The 18,034-nt window shown below is 70.4% G+C and carries 15 protein-coding genes and 1 pseudogene; 9 read left to right on the top strand and 7 right to left on the bottom strand.

Features of this window, described 5'->3' with window-relative positions:
* Nucleotides 1–84: 84 nt before the first annotated feature.
* Complete coding sequence (locus tag ACFYP4_RS28700) at nucleotides 85–507, bottom strand: ester cyclase (protein ID WP_388789262.1); 423 nt, start codon at nucleotides 505–507, stop codon at nucleotides 85–87.
* Nucleotides 508–969: 462 nt separating this feature from the next.
* Between ACFYP4_RS28700 and ACFYP4_RS28705 the strand changes: the two genes are divergently transcribed.
* Nucleotides 970–1,194 (top strand): hypothetical protein, encoded by a 225-nt coding sequence (locus tag ACFYP4_RS28705; RefSeq protein ID WP_388789265.1) that lies wholly within the window; start codon nucleotides 970–972, stop codon nucleotides 1,192–1,194.
* Here the strand turns inward: ACFYP4_RS28705 and ACFYP4_RS28710 are convergent.
* Together ACFYP4_RS28710 and ACFYP4_RS28715 are read right to left on the bottom strand one after the other, a co-directional pair.
* Nucleotides 1,187–1,387 (bottom strand): cold-shock protein, encoded by a 201-nt coding sequence (locus ACFYP4_RS28710; RefSeq protein WP_358853990.1) that lies wholly within the window; start codon nucleotides 1,385–1,387, stop codon nucleotides 1,187–1,189. The genes ACFYP4_RS28705 and ACFYP4_RS28710 overlap by 8 nt on opposite strands.
* A gap of 368 nt (nucleotides 1,388–1,755) precedes the next feature.
* Nucleotides 1,756–1,959, bottom strand: coding sequence for a cold-shock protein (locus ACFYP4_RS28715; protein WP_388789268.1), 204 nt, complete (start codon nucleotides 1,957–1,959; stop codon nucleotides 1,756–1,758).
* A 462-nt stretch (nucleotides 1,960–2,421) separates the two neighbouring features.
* On the opposite strand from ACFYP4_RS28715, the pseudogene ACFYP4_RS28720 reads away from it, so the two are divergent.
* The 6 genes and pseudogenes from ACFYP4_RS28720 to ACFYP4_RS28745 all read left to right on the top strand — a co-directional run.
* Nucleotides 2,422–2,730, top strand: a pseudogene (locus tag ACFYP4_RS28720) (hypothetical protein); the annotation flags it as partial.
* Between the two features lie 53 nt (nucleotides 2,731–2,783).
* Nucleotides 2,784–3,305, top strand: a complete 522-nt coding sequence (locus ACFYP4_RS28725; protein WP_388789271.1) for a hypothetical protein — start codon at nucleotides 2,784–2,786, stop codon at nucleotides 3,303–3,305.
* Between the two features lie 995 nt (nucleotides 3,306–4,300).
* The gene (locus ACFYP4_RS28730) at nucleotides 4,301–4,798 is read left to right on the top strand and encodes a hypothetical protein (RefSeq protein ID WP_358853989.1); all 498 of its coding nucleotides are present in this window, start codon (nucleotides 4,301–4,303) and stop codon (nucleotides 4,796–4,798) included.
* 82 nt (nucleotides 4,799–4,880) lie between these two features.
* Nucleotides 4,881–5,384 carry a hypothetical protein gene (locus ACFYP4_RS28735; protein ID WP_388789274.1) on the top strand — a complete coding sequence of 168 codons (504 nt, stop codon included), beginning with the start codon at nucleotides 4,881–4,883 and terminating at the stop codon, nucleotides 5,382–5,384.
* Between the two features lie 181 nt (nucleotides 5,385–5,565).
* Nucleotides 5,566–7,083, top strand: a complete 1,518-nt coding sequence (locus ACFYP4_RS28740) for an NlpC/P60 family protein (RefSeq protein ID WP_388789277.1) — start codon at nucleotides 5,566–5,568, stop codon at nucleotides 7,081–7,083.
* A gap of 337 nt (nucleotides 7,084–7,420) precedes the next feature.
* Nucleotides 7,421–11,389 (top strand): helix-turn-helix domain-containing protein, encoded by a 3,969-nt coding sequence (locus ACFYP4_RS28745; protein ID WP_388789280.1) that lies wholly within the window; start codon nucleotides 7,421–7,423, stop codon nucleotides 11,387–11,389.
* Between the two features lie 141 nt (nucleotides 11,390–11,530).
* Here ACFYP4_RS28745 and ACFYP4_RS28750 read toward each other — a convergent pair whose 3' ends face one another.
* Nucleotides 11,531–11,803 (bottom strand): hypothetical protein, encoded by a 273-nt coding sequence (locus ACFYP4_RS28750; RefSeq protein WP_358853985.1) that lies wholly within the window; start codon nucleotides 11,801–11,803, stop codon nucleotides 11,531–11,533.
* 19 nt (nucleotides 11,804–11,822) lie between these two features.
* Nucleotides 11,823–14,045: a helix-turn-helix domain-containing protein gene (locus tag ACFYP4_RS28755; protein WP_358853984.1), complete on the bottom strand. Its 2,223-nt coding sequence runs from the start codon at nucleotides 14,043–14,045 to the stop codon at nucleotides 11,823–11,825.
* 351 nt (nucleotides 14,046–14,396) lie between these two features.
* On the opposite strand from ACFYP4_RS28755, the gene ACFYP4_RS28760 reads away from it, so the two are divergent.
* On the top strand, nucleotides 14,397–15,383 hold the full coding sequence (locus tag ACFYP4_RS28760) for a ribosome-inactivating family protein (protein WP_358853983.1): 987 nt from the start codon (nucleotides 14,397–14,399) through the stop codon (nucleotides 15,381–15,383).
* 158 nt (nucleotides 15,384–15,541) lie between these two features.
* Complete coding sequence (locus ACFYP4_RS28765) at nucleotides 15,542–16,036, top strand: hypothetical protein (protein WP_388789284.1); 495 nt, start codon at nucleotides 15,542–15,544, stop codon at nucleotides 16,034–16,036.
* A gap of 105 nt (nucleotides 16,037–16,141) precedes the next feature.
* Here ACFYP4_RS28765 and ACFYP4_RS28770 read toward each other — a convergent pair whose 3' ends face one another.
* Both ACFYP4_RS28770 and ACFYP4_RS28775 read right to left on the bottom strand, forming a co-directional pair.
* Nucleotides 16,142–17,197, bottom strand: coding sequence for an RNA polymerase subunit sigma-70 (locus ACFYP4_RS28770; protein WP_358850495.1), 1,056 nt, complete (start codon nucleotides 17,195–17,197; stop codon nucleotides 16,142–16,144).
* A complete protein-coding gene (locus ACFYP4_RS28775) occupies nucleotides 17,151–17,894 on the bottom strand; it encodes an SDR family oxidoreductase (protein ID WP_388789287.1) in 744 nt (247 codons plus the stop codon). Before ACFYP4_RS28775 ends, ACFYP4_RS28770 begins: the two co-directional genes overlap by 47 nt.
* Nucleotides 17,895–18,034: the final 140 nt, after the last annotated feature.

The following is an 18,034-nucleotide window of genomic DNA, read 5'->3' on the forward strand; positions in this document are numbered from 1 at the left end:
TGTACGACGCTACTCCCCGCAGCCGCCGCACGCACCGGACGGGCACGGGGCCGGCCGGTGCGACCACCTGGCGCGCGCATCCGCTCAGGGTGTTGGGACGAGACCGAGCGCGCGCAGCAGGCCCAATTCGTCGAGGCGGCCCCAGCGCTCCACGATGCGGCCGTCCCGGAGCCGGAAGATGTTGATGCCGGGAAGGCTGAGCGTGCGCCCGGTGGGAGCCACCCCCAGGACCTCGCCGCGTTGCGTGCCACTGGCGGTGAACTGCTCGACCACCAGATCGCCCTCGCCGACCATGAGCCCGGTGTCGCTGTGCCAGTCCGGGAACGCGGCGCGGAACATCGCGCCCGCCGCGCGCATCCCCTCCCGGTCGGGCGGGCCGCCGAAGGGCGGGTCGTGATCGACGAAGTCCTCGGCGAGCCAGACGTCGACGGCGCCGAGGTCGCCCTTGGTGAACAGCGCTTCGATGAAGTCGGAAACGGTCTTCTTGTTCTGCTCGATGATGTCCATGCCGTCAAGTCTTCGACCGCGGGCACGCTCGGGGTACCCCAGAAACCTGGGGTACCGCAAGGTGCCGGGGTCACCCGGCCCGCAGTGCCCGCGCGATCCCGGCGACGGCGTCCGGGCCCACGTCATCGACATGCCCTTCAGCGTCCACCCCCCGCACGCCTACCGGGCCCAGAGCCTGGACCTGCGGCCCGGCGACCGGCTGGTGATACTCACCGACGGGAATGCAGGAACGCAACGTCACGTCCCTGAACCTGTCCGGCGTGATCGTCCGCACCCGCGCGCTTCATCCCCGCGAAGCGCCCGCGCTCTGATCGGGCCGACAAACTCCGCTGGAACCTCACCGCCGACCCCACCGAACTCGACACCCTCACCCGCCTCGCGCACCCTCTACAAGGTGCTCGCCGTGCTGATGGTCGTCGTGGCCGCCGCCCTGGCGGTTACCCAACCGCCGAGCTGGACGGCATGGGCCTGAACGGCCCGGTGCGGGTCGCCGCGGGAGTGGTGGCCGGGTTCGGGATCGGCGTGGTCGCAGCGGTCATGGGCGTCGCCGGGGGTGAGCTGCTGATCCTTACGATCATTACGATCATGCTGCTGTACATCGTCGACATCAGGCCCCGGCGGGAGTATGCCGACCGGGGCTACGTCCAAGCGGCGGCCCCGCGACGGCCGAGCAAAGGGATCAGGTGACGATGGTCTTCGCATACGGGCATCTCCTCCCGTGCACGACGTCATAGGTGACCCGCTGCCCCTTCGAGAGGCTCAGGAGTTCCTCGTCGGCAAGGTACGAGTAGTGGGCGTACACGTCCGCGCCGCCGTCGTCCTGCTCGATGAAGCCGAACCCCCGTGCCTTGTTGAACCACTTCACAATTCCAGTCGCCATGTCGTTGCCTCCTCGTGCAGTCAGTCCGGCACACGGTGCGCGCCGCGGCACCAGCTGACGAGCATTCGCCACGTATGCGCATATAAGAATTGCATTGAGAACACCCATACGGAGCGCATCTCAAAGGACGGTAGCACGGCACGCGTGATTGATTCGCAAATCGCTTTCATGATCCCGAATCAGCGCATCGTAATCCTCTATTTCTACGACTGCGCCTGCACATATCCCATTCCGTGACTCTCACGGAGGCGCGGAGAGTGGCACCGAGACAGCCCCAGTGGACTTCCCTATGATCCGCGCCGCCCGGGGAAGAAAAGGCTGGGGCCCGCACCAAGAGGTGCGGGCCCCAGTCAGAAAGCGCGTGCGCGTCAGGCGGGAGTGATGTTCTCCGCCTGCGGGCCCTTTTGGCCCTGCGTGACGTCGAAGTTCACCTTCTGGCCTTCCTGGAGCTCACGGAAGCCCTGGGCGGCAATGTTGGAGTAGTGGGCGAAGACGTCCGGGCCTCCACCCTCCTGCTCGATGAAGCCGAAGCCCTTTTCCGCGTTGAACCACTTCACGATGCCAGTAGCCATGTCATATCTCCTTCGGGGCAGTACCCGTGAGACTTGCACTGTGCGAGTCCCGCGTCGCCGCAATGATTACCCCGTCCGGAATACAAACCGGCAGTGCAAAATGCACCTGTGAATGCGAGGAGACACAGGAGCACTTGAAGTTTTCGGGAACCACAACTGCAACTGAGAAGAACCGTAGCACGACATGACCCGGTCGAGCGATTCCTGATACGGCGAACAACATTGTCTGAACTGTGCGGCGATATACCCTCAACACGCTTGCAACAAATTACTGCATCGGCGGCGACAGATATTCGCTCCCACTGCAGGACGCGAGCGGTGCCGGCAGACCCAACCGACCAAGGAGAGGGCTCGTTTCGGGCAAGACGGCGAGGGTGTTCTGATCTGGGGCCATGAAGAGGGTCATGGCCGTCCCGGCACAGGGAGGCCGGCCCGGGCGTTCGCTTCCCACAGGGGCCGGTAAGAGGCGGCAACCGACAACTCGAACGCGCGATGTTCCTCTCCGCGTTCGCCGCCCTCCTCGATCCCGCCTCCCGCACCTACTACGACCGATGCCGAGCCCGGGGCAAAACCCACACCCAAACCCTCCTCCGCCTCGCCCGCCACCGCATCAGCGTCCTGTTCGCCATGCTCCGCGACGGAACCTTCTACGAACCCAGAACCCCCAACCTCGCTCGACGGCACCCCCGCGCACCAACAAACCCCCTCCGAGCGTCACCGGGGCGCCGCGACAGAGCCCCGCAGCACCCCATGCACATTGACTCTACGTAGTCATTATTTTACCCTCCGTATCGACCATTGGATCCGGAAAGTAAAGGCTCGCAATGCGAATCTCCCGTGCTCTCCGCGCCGTCGTGGCCGGAGCCCTGACGGTCTGCGGCGCGTTCGCCGCGCTCCCGTCCGCCGACGCCGCCACGCCTGCGTCCCCGCACCGCGCCGGCGCCGCGACCGCGGCCAGGGCGAATGTCACCGTCATCACGCAGGTGCAGAACGCGATGGACTACCCGGCGTGGATCTACATCGGAGAGAAGGACTCCTGGTTCGGTCCCATCGACGCCCACAGCACGAGAACGAGTGACATCCAGGTTCCCTGGGTCGGCAACTCGGACGAGGTGTCGCCGAAGAGCATCAGGGTCTACAAAGAGGGCCTCACCTGTCCACCCGGTGAATCCTGCCGCGCGCAGAAGTTCCACCTGTACTACGTCTTCCAGGACTACTGGCAGCCGAACGACCAGGTGAAGTACACCGCCAACGGCATCTACGACTACGCCCAGCCCGTGTCCGGCCCCAGCACCGGCGGCGGCGCCAAGCGCCTCATCATCGCCCCCGACAAGCCGTACATGTAAACGGCCCCGAAACCTCGAGCAAGCAAGGCCCGGACCAGGAGTCCGGGCCTTCGTCATGCCCCCCAATCTTTCCTCCCCGTCGCTGCTGTCCGGGTCCCGGCTTCCAGCCCTACGGGGTGAAGGAGCCGTGCCCGCCAGGACGAGAGGCAAGCACCTGAGTCCTGTCACTGTCCCGCTCGCTCAGCCGAACTCACGCCGGAGGCAGCACCGATGACCAACCGCCAGACACCCAGGGCAACATCCGCGCCGATCGCCACTACGCTGAACACACCCCCCTGGGCTCGGGCAGAAGCCCCGCAGGGACGCTCTCAGGCAGAGAGCAGCAGGACCGCCGACCGCGGGGCGCGCCACCCCACGCGGACGACACCACCACAGGTGTCCGCCGTCTCTGTTCCTCCGCCTCGTAGGAGACTCCCGATGTCTCGGGACCCCCACCCGCACTCCCCCATACCCGCCCGACCCGAACCGCCCGGCCCGCCCAACGCAGGGATGCCGTCCGGGCCCCACTGCTGTCGATGCACGCCACCGTGCTTATCGAAAGTCTTGGTCGCGGTCTCGAAGCACGAGGGGGGGCATTGCGGCCGCGTGCACGGCGGAAGAAGTCCCGGCAAGGACGGAGGCGGACATCACAGCTGCGGTGAGGAAGGTCTGGGCGGTACGGAACTGAGCCCTGGCGGAGGCCATGGTTGTGGAGGGTGATGGTGGCGCCGTCGGGCCCCAAGCCGCGAACACGCGCGGTGTCGGGCTGGGTGGTGGAATCCGCGGTGAACGGTGCCGTGGCGAGTTCGGAGGCACAGCAGGCACGCCTCGGCCTCCTCGTGGTCGGTCTGTGGAGTAGTGACCGCCGTTTCCCACCGCACGGGCAACGGGAAATCCCCGGGAAACGCCTGGCGGCTCCACGCAGTCGGCGTCAGCGTGGGTGCCGTCGATCCCCAGGGGAGGCCTTCGCGGCGTGCGTCGGTCCCTGGGCGGCACTCACTTAAGGATCTGTGCCAGTGATCAGTTGGAAGTGTGCTTCGTCCATCGGGCGTCGGTTCGTCGGGGGCAAGGTCTCGTCCGCGGTGACGGCCGCGGTGCTGCTGGCCGGTGGCATGACGCTCCTCGGTCCGGCGGGCACCGCGCAGGCAGCGGCATCGGACTGCGAGGGCGGCCGCAACGGGTTCATCGACATCTCCGACAGTGCCTACGACACCATGGCCCGCCAGGTGACGCTGTACAGCGAGGGCATCAACATCAGTGTCCAGTACGGCTACATCCGCGGCGTTCAGCGCGGATGGGCCCTGATCGCCGGTGACGTACAGCCGGGCAACCAGGTGTGGCTGGACTGGACCCGGGACGGGGGCCGGACCTGGATCCAGTGCGGGCCGTTCACCTCGCAGGGCGGCGAGAACAAGACGAGCGCGGCTCAGCGCACCAGTACGGACGCCAACTGGAAGTTCCGCGCCTGCGGTTCGACCCGGTCCGGCATCCACTGCACAGACCCCTGGTGGTAGACCGACGCACGACCACGCCCACGTCCGGCTCGCAGCACTCCTGTCCGACTTCCCTGACCCCCTCCTGGAGATTCGAGTGAACATGTCACGCACCGCGCTCGCGCTCGCCTCGGCCGCCTGTCTGCTGGCCGTGGGCAGCCCCGCGCTCGCCGCGTCGGGCGCCGCCGCCGGCACGTCCGCCAAGCCGACCCACTGCGTCCTCGTCCTCGACGAGGTGAAGACCGGCGAAAGCGCCTCCGACGTCGACTCGTACACGTGCTTCAGCGGTTCCGACGCCTCCAGCCGCGCCGCGGCGGCCGTACCGGCGGCAGCGCAGACGGAGCTGATGACCTGGGCCGAGCACGCGAGCTACGGCGGCACGTACACCAAGGTCTACGGCAGCGCCGGGCCCTGCGACGCGGCCGGCTACAGCTTCAGCCCGAACAACTACTGGTCCGCGAACCTTTCGTCGTTCCTCATCGACGGTGGATGCAACAAATCGTTCCTGCGCGGTCCGAGGGGCAACGGCTCCTTCACCGGTGACGTGCCCTACGTCGGCGACACGCTCAACGACGCGGTGACGTACGTCAAGATCTGGCGCGGCTGATCCACTCCGAGCAGGGGTTTCCCGTCGTCGTGCCAAGAGGCAACGGGAAACCCCTGGTTCTCACCGCCCGCCGAGGCCACGGTGAGGCCTGTTCCGCCCCTGAGCCACACGGGGGCGTTGTCGAACGCGGTCGGACTGTCGGCGCCACGGACACGTGGCACGGCCGCGAGAGGAGAACCGGATGAGAACACTGCGCCGAGGAGCAGGGCTGGTCGCCATGATGGTGACGGCCCTCCTCCTGGCCCTGCTCCCGACGACGGCCGCCCAGGCGGCCGCCACGGGCGAGCAGAACTGGTGCGGCGTGCAGGGCATCGCCTCGCCCGAGGCGCGCCGTGCCGTGGACGGGGCCTGCGCGGAGTGGCGTGCGCGCACGGTGTACACGTGGGGCGGCGGTCACGGACCGGCTCCGGGCCAGAGCTACGGCTCCGTGGACTGGTCGAGTCTGGAGGGCATCAGGGAGACCCGGCTCGACCCCCAGACCCGTGGGTTCGACTGCTCGGGCTTCGCGCGGTGGGCCTGGTACAAGGGGGTCGGGCACGACATCCTCGGTGGCAGCACGGCCGAGGACATGTTCCGGGCCGCGGGACGGACGTACAAGCAGGTCAACGGAGTCGGCGGGGGCAAGCCTGCCGTGTCCGACATGGAGCCCGGCGACCTGGTGTTCACCGGCGTCGGCGGCACGGTGGACAGCATCACCCATGTGATGCTGTACCTGGGGGACGGCTATGTCGTCGAGGCGCACCAGTCGCAGTTGCCGATCCGCGTGATCGACATCGCCCAGCGCATCAGCAACAACCGTCTCGTCGGGGTGACACGGATGCCGCAGGGCAGCCCGTTCACGGAACCCACGGGCTACGACGGCACGCTCCAGGTGACCTGGGGCACGGATGTCGCCGTACGCCAGCACCCCAACCGTTCGGCCGCACTGGTGACCCGGCTGTCCGGACCGGACATCGTGTACGCCAAGTGCCAGCAGCGTGGGGAGCGCATCAGCGCGGAGGGCTACACCAACGACGCCTGGACGTATCTGTCCAACCGTGGCGGCTGGATCAGCAACATCTTCCTGAGGGGCCCGGCCTGGCTGCCGGAGGTGCCCACCTGCTCCGGTTCCGACTACGACGCGCAGATCGGTTCCGGCGGCGGAGGCAACGCCACCCAGGGCGGCACCTACAGCACCTGGGGCACGGGCGTGGCGATCCGCTCCCAGCCGTCCAGCGTCGACGGGACCACGGTCGCCCGTCTGGCCGGCCCGGCCTCGGTGGCCGTCAGCTGCCAGATGCACGCCCAGACCGTGACGTCGGAGGGCTACACCAACAACGCCTGGTCCTACCTTCCGCAGTACGGCGGCTGGATCACCAACATCTACATGCAGGGTGACGCCTGGCTCGCGGGTGTCCCGGCCTGCGACGGCAGGGGCACCGCGACCCCGGTCGGCGCGCACGCGTACAGCACCTGGGGAACCGGGGTGACGATCCGGAGTTCCCCCTCCGCCGGTGCGGGCGTGGTGACCCGGCTCTCCGGCCCGACCGGCGTGGCGGTCTCCTGTCAGAAGCACGCGGAAACGGTCACGGCCGAGGGATACACCAACGACGCCTGGTCGTACCTGCCCGAGTACCAGGGCTGGGTCAGCAACATCTACATGCAGGGTGACGCGTGGCTGATCGGCGTCCCGAACTGCGTGAATCCGCGCGTGGTCTGATCCGTGTCGCCGGTTCCAGTGGCCTCATGGGCCCCCTGGTCCCACTGGGGCCGCCGGGGTCACTGGCGCGAGTGGTGCTGCCGGCATCGCTGGTTGACCTTGCGTTCCGCCGCTCCGGTACCCGGGCCTTCGGCCCGCGGCGCCGGAGCGGTTTCATGTGGCGGCCGCCGGGCCCGGCCGGACGTTCGACGCCTTGTGTGACGCTGGTCACTTCATGTCATGTCGAAGTTTGCCGCCCCTGTCCCGTGCGTACCATCCCAGACGCACGTTCGCCGAGCTGACCAGTCGGCGTCACAAGGCGGTGCCTGACGCCGTCGGCCTCGGGGGCATACCAGTTATGGACCACAAGGACGGCGGGGCTGCGCACCCGCCGGCCGCCGGTCGACGGCGGCCGCAGCACTCGTCTTTCGGCTCCGCGCTCCGAGAGCTGCGCCTGGCGCGCGGCTTGTCGCTGGCGGACCTGGCGCGGATCACGCATTACAGCAAGGGCTACCTGAGCAAGATCGAGACCGGGAGGAAACCGGTCAACAGCGATGTCGCGCGGCTGTGCGACGAAGCCCTGGAGGCCGACGGAGCCCTGCTGGCCCTGCTGCCAACCACGCGGGAGGGATCGGACGTACAGGGCGACGACGAGGACTGCCCCTACCCCGGCCTGTCCGCCTTCGGTCCGCGGGACGCCGGGCTGTTCTTCGGGCGGGAGCGGGCGGTCGCCGCCCTCGTCGAGCGCCTCGCTCAGCGGCTCGGCAAGGGGCCGGTGGCCGTTGTCGCGCTCTCCGGGGCGGGCAAGTCCTCGCTGCTGGGGGCGGGCCTGGTTCCCGCGCTCGCCGACGGTGCGCTCCTCCCCGACCGCGACGACGGGCTTCCCGTCCACCCCGACGGCCCAATTGTCATATGCACCCCCACCGCACGCCCGCTGTCCGCTCTGCGGAACGCGCTGCGCACCGCACTTCCGGCCGGACTGCTCGACCACCTGCACGACGACGGCCCGCCCGGTGACCAAGCGGACCAACTGGTCGCGGTCCTGCGTTCCTGGGCCGCCACCCGCGACGCAGCCGCTCCCGGCACCGCTCCCCGCACGACCACCGGCACGCCGCCGCGCCCGGGCCGCGTCATCATCGTCGACCAGTTCGAGGAGGTCTTCACCCTCTGCGACGACGAGGCGGAACGCCGCTCCTACATCGCGGCGCTCGCCGCGCTGGCCGGCGACGGCAGCGGCAGCGGCAGCGCCGACAACACCAACGGCAGCAGCAGCCACAGCGGCGAACCCGCGGCGCCTCAGGGGGTCTTCGCCGTCGTCCTGGGGGTGCGTGCCGACGTCACAGGGCGCTGCCTGGAGTACCCGGCCCTGGTCTCCGTCGTCAGTGACGGACTGTTCGCGCTGGGCGCGATGACCACGGACGAGCTGCGGGAGTGCATCGTTCGTCCGGCGAGGGCGACGGGGACCTCCCTGGAACCGGGACTGGTCGAGCTGCTGTTGCGCGATCTGGGTGCGGCCGACACGCCCGCCTCAGCCGGGAGCGGCCCGGACACGGCCGTACCGGCCAGCCGTCCCGGGGTGCTTCCGCTGCTCGGGCACGCACTGCGGGAGACCTGGCACCGGCGCTCCGACTCCGGCATGACGGTGGCGGGTTACCTGGCGACGGGCGGGATACACGGCTCCGTCGCCACCGCGGCCGAGACCCTGTTCGCCGCGCTGTCACCGGCCCGGCAGGACGTCGCCCGCAGAGTGCTGCTGCGGCTGGTGCGAGTCGGTGAGGACAACGAGGCCTCCCGGCGCCCGCGCACCACATCCGAACTGCTGGACGGGCTGCCGGATCCCGCAGCCGCACGGACCACCCTCGACGCACTGGTGACGGCCCGCCTGCTGACGCTGGACGCCGACCGCGTGGAGATCGTGCACGAGGCACTGCTGCGGGCCTGGCCAAGGCTGCGCACCTGGATCCGGACGACACGGGCCGATCTGCTCCTGCACCAGCAACTGGGCGCTGCCGCCCGGGAATGGGACCGCGGGAACCGCGACACGAGTCTGCTCTACCGCGGGGCCCGGCTGACGGCCGCTCGGGAATGGACGTCCGGTCCCAGCGGCCGGGACAGCATGCCGACACCCGTGGAGGCCGACTTCCTGCGCGCCTCCGAGCGGGAGGAGGACCTCCGCCGACGGTTGGCCCGGCGCCGGGTCCGCCAGCAGCGCGCGGGCGTCGTCGTCCTCACCGTCCTGCTGGCCCTGGCTCTCCTCGCCGGCGTCACGGTGTTCCAGCAGCGCACCTCCGCCGACGAACAGCGCAGGACGGCTCTGTCGCAGGCCATGGCGGCGCGCTCTGCCCAACTGGCGTTCGGACAACCGGAGGCTTCGATGCTGCTGGCCGGGTCCGCCTACCGCACCGCGCCCACCACCGAGGCGCGCAGCGCGCTGCTCAGCACGCAGGCCAATCCTTTCGCCGGCCGGCTCACCGGCCACCGCGGACCGGTGAACGGCGTGGTCTTCGGCCCCGGCCGGCGGCTGCTGGCCTCGGCGAGCTCCGACGGCACCGTACGGCTGTGGGACGTCGCCACCCGGCGCGGCGCCGGGAAACTCGTGGGCCACCGGGCGCCCGTGCGGTCCGTGGCCTTCTCGGCGGACGGGCGCAGCCTGGCATCGGCGAGTTCTGATGCGACGATCCGGCTGTGGTCGGTGTCGGGCCGGACGCAGACCGCCGTCCTGACCGGACATCAGGGGGCCGTCCGCGCGGTGGCCTTCTCGCCCGACGGACGTACCCTGGCCTCCGGCGGCGAGGATGGCACCGTACGCCTGTGGGACACCCGGACCGGCCGCCAGACCGCACAGTTGAAGCAGCACTCCGGTGAGGTCCTGGCGCTGGCCTACGCCCCCGACGGTTCCCGGCTGGCCAGCGCGGGTGCCGACCACAGGGTACTGCTGTGGGATCCGCGCATCCTGCGGGCCACCGGCGTCCTGGGCGGACACAGCGGCGATGTCCTCGCCGCGGCGTTCAGCCCCGACGGCCGGCTGCTCGCCACCGGCGGCGCGGACCGCACCGTACGGCTGTGGGATCCGGTGGCCCGCCGCCAGACCGCCGTTCTCGCGGGCCACGACGACGACGTGAACGGGCTCGCCTTCGGACCCGGCGGCCACACGGTGGTCTCCGCGGGCGGTGACGGCACAATCGTCCGCTGGGACGTCCACAACCGCCGCGCGGTCGACTCCTTCTCGGGTCACACCGACTACGTGATGGCCGTCGCCGTCGCGGCCGACGGCGACCTGCTGGCGACCGCGGGCTTCGACGGGACCATGGCACTGTGGGACCTCGCAGGCCACACGCTCAGCGCCTACCCGGTCGGCGAACTGTGGAAGGCCGCATTCAGTCCCGACGGGCGGCTGCTCGCCTCCGCGGCGGCGGACGGCGTCGTCCAGCTCTGGGACGTGGCGCGCCGGACCCGCATCCGCTCCCTGACCGGTCACAGCGGCGCCGCCTATGCCGTGGCGTTCAGTCCGGACGGCCGATGGCTCGCCTCCGCCGGCGCCGACCGCACCGTACGACTGTGGCGTGTCGCGGCGCGAGGAGGTGCCCCCGTCGTCCTCACCGATCACACCCATGCCGTGTTCGACGTGGCGTTCAGTCCGGACGGCCGGTGGCTCGCCTCCGCCGGCGCCGACCGCACCGTACGGCTGTGGCGCGTGTCCTCCACGGGCCGCCCGGCCGAGACGCCCGCCAGGGTGCTCACCGGGCACACCGACTTCGTGAACTGCCTCGCCTTCAGCGCCGACAGCGCCACCCTCGTCAGCGGCAGCGACGACCTCACCCTGCGGCTGTGGAACATCTCGCGTGCCCGCCAGGGGGCCGTGCTCACCGCGAACGGCGGCTCGGTACGCGCCGTGGCCTTCGCTCCCGACGGCCGCACCCTCGCCAGCTCGGGCAACGACGGGGTCATCCGGATGTGGGACGTGGCCCGGGCCCGCGTGGCGGGGCTCCTCGGACAGCACGCCGGGTCGGTGCGTGGCCTGGCCTTCAGCCCCGACGGACGTTCACTCGCCAGCAGCGGCAACGACCGCACCGTACGGCTGTGGGATCCCCTGCGGCGGCGGCTCGTCGCCACCCTGACCGGACACACCCGCGCGGTGTGGAGCGTCACCTACGGCCCGGACGGCAGGACGGTCGCCAGTGCCGGCAACGACGGCACGATCAGACTGTGGGATCCCGGCATCCCCGATCGCGTGAAGGACCTGTGCCGCGTAGTCGGCCCCGTCGACCGCCGACGGTGGCAACGGCTGCTGCCAGGACACGATTACACGGGGACGTGCGCGGCCTGACCCCGGGAGGCGCCCACACCGGCACGGCCGTTCCCCGTCCTGCCCCTGACGACGGGTCAAGGCCCCGCTCGCCGGGCACGGACCACCTTCGGCGCCGCGCCTGCCCGGAGTCGGTGCGCAGTGGTCACCTCAGTGGTCGCCTCAGTGGTTACGGAAGTCCTTCGGGGCCAGGTACGTCACGTGGGTGCGGCGGCGCCGTTCGGTGATGTCGTCGACGTACGCGTGGAACAGCGCGGGCAGTGCCTGGGATTCGAGGAGGTTGTCGTAGGTGTAGCCGGTGCTGACGGCGTGTGCGGCCGGCTTGCCGTCGCAGACGGCAGGAGGCGCACCAGGCTCCGTTCGCAGTGAGCGGCCGTTCCCGCTTCGATGATCACGTCCTCGATCTCGCCCCTGGCGAGGCGCCCTACCCGTCATGGGCGCCCGCCTGTGGGGGTCAGGCCCGAGTGGTGAGTCGTGCGAGTGCTGTGTCGTAGCGTGTCTGGATGGCCGTGTCCAGTGCTGTGCGCAGGAGGGCGGCGAGTGCCCGTACCGCGCCGTCGTCGTACCCGGCGGCTTCCGCTTCGCGGGCGGCGAGGTCGAGTTGGGTGATGCCCTCGGTGCGGTGGCCGAGTCCGAGCAGCGCTTCGCCCTTGATGGTGAGCAGCAGGATGTGGGGGATGTCGGTGGTGCCGGGTCGGTAGTGGGAGTCCAGGGCGTGGTTGGCGGTGGTGAGGGCTTGGTGCCAGTTGCCGGCGTCGGCCTGGTGGCGGGCGAGGTGCTGGGTGGCGAGGCGTTCGATCCTGTGGTCGCCGATCTGGCGGGCGAGGTCGGCGGCGCGTTCGCAGTTCTTCGCGGCCTGGTCCAGCCGGCCGACGGTGGCTCGGGCCTGGGCGAGGACGATCAGGACGTTGGCCTCGGCGAATGCGTCGCCGGCGCGGGCGGCGAGCGCGGAGGCGCCCTCCAGGTGAACGAGCGCCTCGGTGGTGCGGTCTTCCTCGGTGAGGACCCAGCCGAGCATGTTGAGTACCCGGGCCTCGCCGTGCTCGTCGGCGTCGGCCCGCGCGGCCACCAGGGCGGTCTGAAGGAGCGGGGCCCAGCCGTCCCGGACGCGCCACACGACGAGCGGCCACATGGTCATGACGATGCGCCAGGTCCTGTCGTGCAGGCGGGCGGTGTGGGCGGCGGCGACCGCCTGGGTGAGGTTGTCGCGCTCGGCGGTGAACCAGGCTACGGCGGCGGCCCGGTCGGCGAACTCCCGCACCGTGGCTGGCGGGAGGAAGTCGGCTGGGAGGGGGAAGCAGTCCTCCGAGCCGGGCTCGGCCGCCGCGATGGCGGCCGTGGCGGTGGTGGTGTAGTGGTCGAGGACGCGCTTGAGGGTGTCGGGGTGGGCGTCCAGGCTGCGGGCGTAGAGCCGCACGAGGTCGTGCATCGTCCACCGGCCGGGCGCCACCTCGTTCAGCAGGTGTGCGGCCGTCAGGTGTTCCAGGGCGGTGTCGGCGGTGGCGGGGTTGGTGCCGGCCAGAGCAGCGGCGGTGTACCGGTCGGCGTGGCTGCCGGGGTGGCGCCCGAGGGTGGCGAACAGGCGGGCGACGGGCTCGGGGAGCTGGCGTAGCGTCAGGTGCAGGGCGGCGCGGACGCCGGTGTCCTCCAGGTCCAGCAGGCCAAGCCGCCGTGTCTCGTCGGCGAGTTCGTCGGCCATCGCGGTCAGTGACCAGTCGGGCCGCCCGGCGAGGCGGGCGGCCACGACGCGTAGGGCCAGTGGCAGGCCGCCGCACAGCTCGGCCAGGTGCAGTGCGGCGGCCGGCTCGGCGTGCACCCGGTCAGCGCCGAGGACCTGGGTCAGGAGCGTGGTGGCGTCCTGGGGGCCGAGGACGTCGACGGCGACGGGCTGGGCGGAGTCGGTGACGATCAGCCCGGCCAGGTGGTGCCTGCTGGTGACGACGGTGACGCAGCGGTCACCGCCGGGCAGGAGCGGGCGGACCTGGTCGGCGTCGCGGGCGTTGTCGAGGACGACCAGGAGCCGGCGGTCGGCGGCCAGCGAGCGGAACAGGGCAGCAGCGGCGTTTCCCGACTCCGGTATCCGCTCGCTGTCCACGCCCAGGGCCAGCAGGAACTCGCGTAGCACCTCGATGGTGGCCGGCTCGCCGGTGTCGCTGAAGCCGCGCAGGTCGGCGTAGAGGCGTCCGTCGGTGAGTCCGTCGGGGTCGTGGTGGGCCCAGTGCAGGACGAGGGCGGTCTTGCCGACCCCGGCGGGCCCGACGACCAGGCAGACCGGGGCCTCGCCCGCGGTGGCCCGGGTCAGGGCAGCCAGCTCCAGGGCCCGGCCGTGGAAGCCGCGCGGTGCGCGCGGCAGCAGGTCGGGTGCGCTCGCGTTCGCGGTGGCCTCCGGTACGGCAGCGGGCACCGCGATGGTGGCCGTGCGGGCGTTGCGGGGCCGGCCCGCGCTCGCGGCCTCCTCCAGCTCCCGGGCGCCGGCCGCATCGAGGCCGAGGGCTTTCGCCAGGGCCTGGACCGTGCGGCGCTGCGGCCCCCGGGAGTGGCCCTGCTCCAGGTTGGACAGGGCCCGCACGCTCACCCCCGAGGCATGGGCCAGGTCCTCCTGGCTGAACCCAGCACCCAGGCGTAAGGACCGAAGGCGCGGGCCGAAGCCGTCGCCGGCAGATGCTGCGGTGCTCATGGTGAAGGCCCATCCCTTGTTCGTCGCGGCCCTGCCCGAACGCCGAACCCACCGGAAGAAGTATGAGGTACGTACTTTTGCCGGTGAAACTGCCTGGTCCGCCCCGTCCCGGACCGGTTGGGTTGAGACCTGAGCAGGAGGACGCCCGGAGCCCATTCCGCAGACCCCGCCCCGTCCGCGCCCGTGTCCCACAGAGACACACGGCCCGGCCCCGGGGCGGGAGCGCCGTCTTCCCGCCTCGCCGTCCATCCCCACGAGAACATCCCTGCCCCGATGCAGCGGCAGGCGTTCCCGGGGGTCCTAGCCGCGCGCTTCACACCCGCGCGGAACAGCTTCCAGGAGAACCAACCGATGCGCCTGCATCCGACATCCACCGTGCGCCGAACCGGAAGGCAGCTCGTGGTACTGCTGCTCGCCTTCGTATCCGCGTTCAGCCTGCTGTACGGGGTCGCCGCCCCCAAGGCCCACGCGGAGACCCGCGAGCGGTGGACCGACATCGACTGGCGTATGAACGGCTACACCGCCTGGCGCCAGAGCCCGGAAGCGCGGGAAAATTACAACGACTACAACGCCATGGTGAACGCGCTGCGTAGTGCTGCGGCGCACCAGATGGAAGGCGTCAGCAACAGCCCGGGGTACATGGACACCCCCACCCGGACCAACACCAACCGTGTCATCCGGGTCCTGGTCTGGACCGATGAGCCGGAAGGCTCAAGGGCCCACCTGGCGTTGTACTTCAACGTCGACAACCTCTATCTGATGGGCTACTCCGCCCGCGGGGTGCACTACCGCTTCAACGTCGACGAAACCGCGCACCTGGCGAGGGAAATCCAGCGACACGAGGGCCTCGATGATGCCCCCGCCGTCCAGCGGATCTCCGCCGATGGCAGCTACGGCCAACTGTCGGCCCCGGACAGCTGGCGGGCGAACCAGCGGTACACGTCGCTCACGATCGAGCAGCGGGCGAGGACCCTCATCAACGCCTCGCCGGGACAGCGCAGCACCTCCGAAGTACGTCAGGCCCTCGCCTACCTCATCGGCGCCACCTCCGAGGCCGCCCGCTTCGGCTGGATCCAGAACCGCATCGCCCAGACCATCTTCTACGACGGCGACATCACCGAGCCGGGCTCGCCGGCCCACATCGGTCCCTTCGGCACCGACCTTGAAACCAACTGGGCCGCCCTGTCCCGTATGGCGCACCGAACCGCGGCCCACCTCACCGACCCGGGTGTACAGATCGACGGGCGCCGGTTCAACACCGTGGAGGACATCGGGATCCCTACCAACAGTCGTCCTCGCCTCACCCCCTTCCTTGCCCTCTACAACAGCGGACGCTGACCGCCACACTGCCCGGCAACCGGCCGGGCCCGGTCCACCAGGGACCGGGCCCGGCCGCCGCATACACCCCCACATCCCGTGGCCAACCAAATCACGCCCAGCGCGCGCCCAAGCACGCCCCGTATTCCGTGCAGACGCCAACGACCTGCCATGGCAAATTGTCCGAGCTCATACGGTGGTTCAGGTGGCGGGGCATCACCGACCTGGAACAGGTCACCAACTACCACTGCACCGCGTACGCGGACTTGCGGGCCGAGAAGCTCGGCGACGACGGTGAAGCGGTCGCCGACTCCCCGTCGACCAGAGCCGTCGCGATGGGCGCGCCGATCGGACTCGCGCAGTACCGGGAGCTGTTCAGAGGGCAGAGACTCCGAGCCGATCTCCGCCCCGTCGACGGTGCGAGCGCCGCCAGGGGCTCCGGCCAGACGCCGGAATTGGGCGGCGCGAACAAGGTGCAACCGCTGTCGTCCGAAGCGCAGCAGCCTCTGCTCGCCGCCGTGCTGCACATGATCCAGACTCTGGCCCCGCACATCCTGAGCGAAGCCGAAGCCGAAGCCGAGGCCAAGCGGCAGCGTCGCCGCGGACCGCAGCCTCACCTCCAACAAGCACCTCAGGCAGGAGGCGTTCCCGCACAACCTGGAGCGCCGGGTTGAATCCGGCTGAGCGGTGGCTAACGCTGCACGTCCGTTCTGAGGAGGCCGGGTCGCGGCAACGTGATCCGGCTACCCGACCGGTAAGGCTGGGCGAAGGTGGCCGGTTCAGACCGCTAGGGCGGGCGCGAGACCGAACGTGGGCACCAGTCTCGGGTCGTTGAACGCCGTGATGCGGGCAATCCGGGCCCCGGTCAGGGTCAGGACCTGGACGCCGTACGCCTCGTACCGGCCCTCGCCTCCGCGCGTGTAGGCGACGAGGGCGGGCTGGCCATTGGCGCGGGTGGGCACCAGGCGCCACAGGTCCCTGTGCAGGACCCGGTTGGTCAGGAATCCGATGACAGCGTGTCGGCCGGTGAACCACGTCGGGGTCGGCGGCATCTCCATCTCGACGTCCGCCCGCAGCAGGTTCACCAGCGCGTTGGGGTCGGCCCGGGTGAACGCGTCGACATAATGGTTGAGCAGGGTCCGCCGGGTCTCCTCGTCCGGCTCGGCCAGGTCGTCCCAGACTGGTCCGGCCTCGGCCAGGCGGGCCCGGGCACGGCGAAGCGCGCTGTCGACGGCCGCGGTCGTAGTGTCCAGCAGGGCGGCGACCTCGGCCGTCCGGAACGCCAGCACGTCGCGCAACGTCAGCACGGCCCGCTGACGGGCGGACAGCAGCTGGAGTGCGGCGATGAAGGCGAGCCGCACTCCGGTCCTCCGCGCCACGACGGCCGCCGGGTCGTCGGCGCCGATCAGCGCGTCGGGGGCCGGCTGGAGCCACGCCACCGACGGTTCGCGAGCAGCCACGGCGACCCGGTGATCGTTTGAAGGTGCGCCCAGTCCTGACGGGAGCGGCCGCCGGGCGCGTGTTTCCAGCGCGGTCAGACAGGCCATGGTGGCGATCTTGTACAGCCACCGCCGCACCGAGGAGCGGCCCTCAAACCGGTCGAATCCGCGCCACGCTCGCAGGTAGGTCTCCTGCACGAGGTCCTCGGCGTCATGGATCGAGCCGAGCATCCGGTAGCAGTGCGCGAGCAGCTCCGCCCTGAACGGCTCGGCCAGGGCGGCGAATTCGGCGTCCGATGGCATGGCGGCCTCTCCTGAGGGTGCGGTGATGTCCACGGTAGAAGGTGGCTCAGCCGATCGGGTGCAGTCCGGTACCGCTGAGCCGGTACTCCGCATGGCTACCGGGGTCCTGGACGACTTCCATGACGGCCTTGGCGACCTGGTCCGGGGTGAGGATCGGCTGCTCCCGGCCAGCGACGAAGGTGTCCCGGTCGACGCCCTGGCGCGCGGCGTAGCCGTCGATCGCGACCGAGCCGACGCCACCGGTCGGGGTCATGTTCGGGAGCAGTGTGTGGAACCGGATGCCGAGGCCCGCCCGCTGCGCTTCGTCGGCCGCGTACCCGCGGATGTAGCGGACGGCGGCCTTGGCGCTGGCGTATCCGCCGCTGAGCGGGGAGCTGGCCAGGGCGGCTCCGCTGGACATCGAGATGACCACGCTGCCCGGCGTCAGCGGCTCCAGCAGCACCGCTCGAATCCAGGTGAAGACGTGCCGGGTGTCGGCCTGCCAGTTACGGCTGAAGGATTCCCAGGTCTGCTCGTGCACGGGTGCCATGTGCGGCGTTGCCCCGGCGTTGAGGACGAGCAGCCCGGGACGGTGTTCGCGGATCACGTCCTGCGCGAGCACTTCGTCGGTGGCATCGGCGCAGACGGGTATGAAGCCCTCGCCGAGTTCATCCTGTACGGCGCGCAGCTCCTGCTTGTTGCGGGCGATACCGACGACGCCGGTGCCCGTGGCGACGAGCGCGGCGGCGATCGCGCGCCCGAAGCCGCGGCCGGCACCGGTAACGACAGCGGTCCGGAAGAGATCGGACATCGGATACTCCGTAGTGGTGGTCGCGTTCGGTCGCCATCAAGACCAGGCGTCGGAGGAAAAACCGTCGGGGCCACCAAAAACAGGGAAGTGATGTAGGCCACAAGCGCCCGGCCGGAGCCCTCGAACGAGCGCCGGAAACG

It is taken from the genome of Streptomyces sp. NPDC005551, from assembly GCF_042871785.1.
Lineage (GTDB): Bacteria > Actinomycetota > Actinomycetes > Streptomycetales > Streptomycetaceae > Streptomyces.

Excerpts from the sequence above, each read along its gene's own strand:
- ACFYP4_RS28700 (WP_388789262.1), bottom strand. The coding sequence starts at position 507 with ATGGACATCATCGAGCAGAACAAGAAGACCGTTTCCGACTTCATCGAA.
- ACFYP4_RS28705 (WP_388789265.1), top strand. The coding sequence starts at position 970 with ATGGGCCTGAACGGCCCGGTGCGGGTCGCCGCGGGAGTGGTGGCCGGG.
- ACFYP4_RS28710 (WP_358853990.1), bottom strand. The coding sequence starts at position 1,387 with ATGGCGACTGGAATTGTGAAGTGGTTCAACAAGGCACGGGGGTTCGGC.
- ACFYP4_RS28715 (WP_388789268.1), bottom strand. The coding sequence starts at position 1,959 with ATGGCTACTGGCATCGTGAAGTGGTTCAACGCGGAAAAGGGCTTCGGC.
- ACFYP4_RS28725 (WP_388789271.1), top strand. The coding sequence starts at position 2,784 with ATGCGAATCTCCCGTGCTCTCCGCGCCGTCGTGGCCGGAGCCCTGACG.
- ACFYP4_RS28735 (WP_388789274.1), top strand. The coding sequence starts at position 4,881 with ATGTCACGCACCGCGCTCGCGCTCGCCTCGGCCGCCTGTCTGCTGGCC.
- ACFYP4_RS28740 (WP_388789277.1), top strand. The coding sequence starts at position 5,566 with ATGAGAACACTGCGCCGAGGAGCAGGGCTGGTCGCCATGATGGTGACG.
- ACFYP4_RS28745 (WP_388789280.1), top strand. The coding sequence starts at position 7,421 with ATGGACCACAAGGACGGCGGGGCTGCGCACCCGCCGGCCGCCGGTCGA.
- ACFYP4_RS28750 (WP_358853985.1), bottom strand. The coding sequence starts at position 11,803 with ATGACGGGTAGGGCGCCTCGCCAGGGGCGAGATCGAGGACGTGATCAT.
- ACFYP4_RS28755 (WP_358853984.1), bottom strand. The coding sequence starts at position 14,045 with ATGAGCACCGCAGCATCTGCCGGCGACGGCTTCGGCCCGCGCCTTCGG.
- ACFYP4_RS28760 (WP_358853983.1), top strand. The coding sequence starts at position 14,397 with ATGCGCCTGCATCCGACATCCACCGTGCGCCGAACCGGAAGGCAGCTC.
- ACFYP4_RS28770 (WP_358850495.1), bottom strand. The coding sequence starts at position 17,197 with ATGCGGAGTACCGGCTCAGCGGTACCGGACTGCACCCGATCGGCTGAG.
- ACFYP4_RS28775 (WP_388789287.1), bottom strand. The coding sequence starts at position 17,894 with ATGTCCGATCTCTTCCGGACCGCTGTCGTTACCGGTGCCGGCCGCGGC.